At 36.6% G+C, this 3607-nt stretch carries 2 protein-coding genes and 1 pseudogene; 2 read left to right on the top strand and 1 reads right to left on the bottom strand.

Annotated features, from left to right (window positions below; translation table 11 throughout):
• On the bottom strand, positions 1 to 1563 hold a 1563-nt coding region (locus ABDZ53_RS06620), incomplete at its 3' end, for an IS1634 family transposase (protein WP_343754848.1).
• Positions 1564 to 1801: 238 nt separating this feature from the next.
• Between ABDZ53_RS06620 and ABDZ53_RS06615 the strand changes: the two genes are divergently transcribed.
• Both ABDZ53_RS06615 and ABDZ53_RS06610 read left to right on the top strand, forming a co-directional pair.
• Entirely contained in the window at positions 1802 to 2686 is an 885-nt protein-coding gene (locus tag ABDZ53_RS06615; RefSeq protein ID WP_343754846.1) for a hypothetical protein, read from the top strand.
• A 736-nt stretch (positions 2687 to 3422) separates the two neighbouring features.
• Positions 3423 to 3607: pseudogene (locus tag ABDZ53_RS06610) on the top strand (IS4 family transposase); the annotation flags it as partial.

Raw genomic sequence — 3607 nt, 5'->3', positions numbered from 1 at the left:
CTTGCGTAGTGTATCAATGATATCAGGACAGGTATAGGCTTCATCTAACTTTTTTTCAAGAATACGATAAACCAGTAATGAAAGAAAACAAGTGAGGAAATGTGCTTTAATCCGGTCATCCTTTCGAACAAAAACCGGTCGTGCACGCATTTCACTTTTCAGAATACGAAAGGTTTCTTCAATCTCCCAGCGCCGTTGAGATATTTTAAGTATCTCTTCCGAATCCCCCGATACATTTGTACAGATACCGTATAAACCATCGTATTTTGCTTCTTCTTTTATCTTCTCTTGATCTACTGTGACTTGAAAGTCCTTAGCGATTTCGCCTTCTTTAGTGACATGTGTCTCTTTTAAGAAACGCTTGAAATCTGTTGGACGTTTTTTCTTTAATTGACTCGGGTTATCGGCTTTCTTCATAGCTCGTTCAATCTGTTTTCTGCGAATCTCTTTTTGATAGCGTTTATGTTTGGGAGAAAAAGTGATAATCAATCGCTGTTCTAATCCATTTTCATGTATCCAGCGTTCTTTATAATAGTGTCCTTTATCTTTTTCTAAATCCAAATCTTCCAGATTTATTTTACGGGCAGACCGATGCGATTCCCCTACGGGGAGCCAGCCCTTGGTATCCAATGCCCATTCTTTTAAATGCTTTTTTAACAGTTTAATGGACTGAGTCGTAATAAATCCTCTATTTCCAAAAGAGTTATAGAGTCTATTGTCATGAGAGGATAGTCCAGCGTCTGTACAGACAATAAATTGGGACAAGTTAAAATCGCGTATAATTCTCTTTTCCAATGGCTTTAACGTCGGTTGTTCATTTTGGTTGCCTGAGTGAATCACGAAAGAAAGGGGCAGTCCGTTTCCATCCATGAACAGTCCCATTTGAACAATGGGGTTGGGGCGATTATCTTTAGACATGCCGTATTGTTTTAAACCTTCGGCTTCTTCAATTTCAAAATAGAAATTCGTGCAATCGTAATATAATACCTGTTGGTTACGTTCCACAATTTCTAAACTGTTCTGATAGACCATTTCTTCGATAGTATTTGATTCTTCGGCTAAAACATCTAGGGCACGATAAATGTGCTGGGATTCTACTTCGTGCGCTTCAAGTAAATCTTGCGCGCATTCAAACGTTCCTTTCTTTGACCGGGGATTCAGTATACGCATATAAATCAGTCGAGAGAGTATCGTGTTTAAGTCATAAGAAAAGTTGTGTTTGTCTGAAATGATGCGGCAGACCTTATCCAGCTTTAGTTGATGATAAAGGGATTGTAAAAATAAATACCCGACATTGAATGACCGTTGGTCATTTTTAGAGATGGGTTTATGGGGATCAAATTTCGCTACAATCTTAGCCTTTTTTTCTTTTTCTTTATCGGTCAAAGTCTTAGCGTATTGTTTGGCCCATTCATACGGATCGACTCCCGGATGTTTTTCTAAAATCTCTTTATCGTTTCCTAGGGCTTCAACCACTTTTGTGGTTTTCTTTCCGTTAACATAAACGTCTTTAATAATCATATAGGAGGTAGAATGTTTTGATTGGCTCTTTTTCACGCGCATAGGAATCCCTCATATCTTAGTTTAATAAGCTTATTATATCATTGTACGAAATCGTACGCAATAATAAAGAAGTGAATTTGACAAAAAAATAAAGCCCTTATAGGCTTTCTGTCACTTTTTCCTCGTTTCAACTGTCAAACTCCCGGGCTCGGGCTTTGCCCGAGCTTTTTTTAGTGTAGTAAAGATGACTCGCTTATGCTATTCTTCAAGCAGATAAATGATAGGATGTGGACTCTGAATGAAAAGAAATAACAAATTATTTTTGGGTGTTACTGTAACCGTTTGTTTATTTATTGTATCTAGCTACTTGCTTCTATCCCACTTACGGCTGGATAAACCGGTTTTTATGAAACATTACTATGAAGCACCAGTGAATAGAGAAAGCAATAGTAGTCTAGCTAACCCCCTCCCTTTCAGCTATATTACTAATCGGAATGATAGCCGAGTCGTTGTAGGTTTAGAATTTTTAGATTATCCTGACATCGAAATTTATGCTTCAGAACATCAAGAAGGAATGGATGGTCAATACATAGAGAATCAAATGAATACATTGGGATATGGTGTTGGACCTTACAGCATCAGACATGTCAATTGGGAAATCGGCTATCTCCCTGAAGATATGAGTATAAATGAAATAGAATTGTCAGACGTGAGAGTACTATTCGATGATTCAAACGAACTTATAACCAACATTGGAGAAATTCACTTAAGAGAGCAGCCTAACGCAATGGATGCACTCAATCATCAGTATGTCTCCTCTTCTTCTGACGGACAATCTCTTTCACGATTTTTAGTAACAGAAGATATAACTCTGTCTTCGATTGAAAGTCCGTTGTTGAGTAGGTTTAAGGATAGACTGGAAATAAAAATAAATGAGGAACCCATTTCAGATGCTGTTGGGAAAGAATTTAAGCAAGGAGAGTATTTAACAGTCTCGTCTGAAATCGCTCCTACTGGAGAGGAGTTAAGCGATGATAGGTTGTTCTCAATCCAGCCTTTAATGTCTTTTAAGCATGAAAATGGGACGTACTCTGAATACCCCATTTTAAATTTAAATGATACGCGTCTTGAATATAGCGTCTCTAATATTTATAAATTTGTAAATGAGAGAGGCGTCAATTGATGGATAATATCTATAGAAAATTATTTTGGGGATTCGTCATAACGACTTTTCATATGACTATCGGAGCGGTTACTATTCTTCCGGAAGTTATAGGATGGATCGTTGTCATGAATGCCTTTGTTGACTGGGGAAACAAGAGACAAAAGAGAGGAGTTCCACAGTTAAAGCTTTTAGGAGTCCTATTAATTATTTCATCGCTAATATATACAGCAAGGCTTCTTTTTTATCCATCTGCCTCATCTAACCACTCTATCTGGTTGTTTTTTCCAGTTGTGTTATTCTTGATCCAATTTATGCTCTGTCACAAGATACTCGAATCATCTATTATGATCTTTCAGGAAATAAAGGATAAAAGGAGTGAAGAAAAGTATAGTCTCAATCATAGTTTTTATATCATTCTTACAGCGGTAGCCTTTCTATTCTTATTTCACTCGATACTTCTTTATAATAATTTTTCACATATCATAGCCTCATTAGTCTTCCTTTTAGCTAAACTATATATGTTGTTTATACTCTACTCATTATCAAAACAAGAAAGGGTTTCAATAGGTATAGAGTGACACTTAAAAATGGGGCTGACCACCAGTTACTGCTAAGCAAATACTGTCAATTTCAATGAAGCTCTTTCCTTTATTCACTAGTGTTGCATTAAAAATAGTGCTTCTTCCATGACAGTAAAAAATCCTTTATACTGGGGTTGGATGACTTATCCAAGACCAATACAAAGGACCACAACATGGATAAGTATAAAACAAAAATGACCATAAATAAATGGTTTTCGTACATTAATCTTAAAAATCTAAGTGTCAAAGCACAGGAAAACATTCAAGCGTTCAATCGTTATTCGAAAAAGTTGACCTTTAAGAAAGTGATTCGCCTATTTCTTTACGCCATCAACGATGAAACAGACAGTTTACGGCA

Origin of the sequence: Alkalibacterium iburiense (genome assembly GCF_039521845.1) — a bacterium.
Classification (GTDB): domain Bacteria; phylum Bacillota; class Bacilli; order Lactobacillales; family Carnobacteriaceae_A; genus Alkalibacterium; species Alkalibacterium iburiense.
The sequence above is the reverse complement of the archived record's forward strand: the minus strand, read 5'-3'. Positions and strand labels throughout refer to the sequence as shown.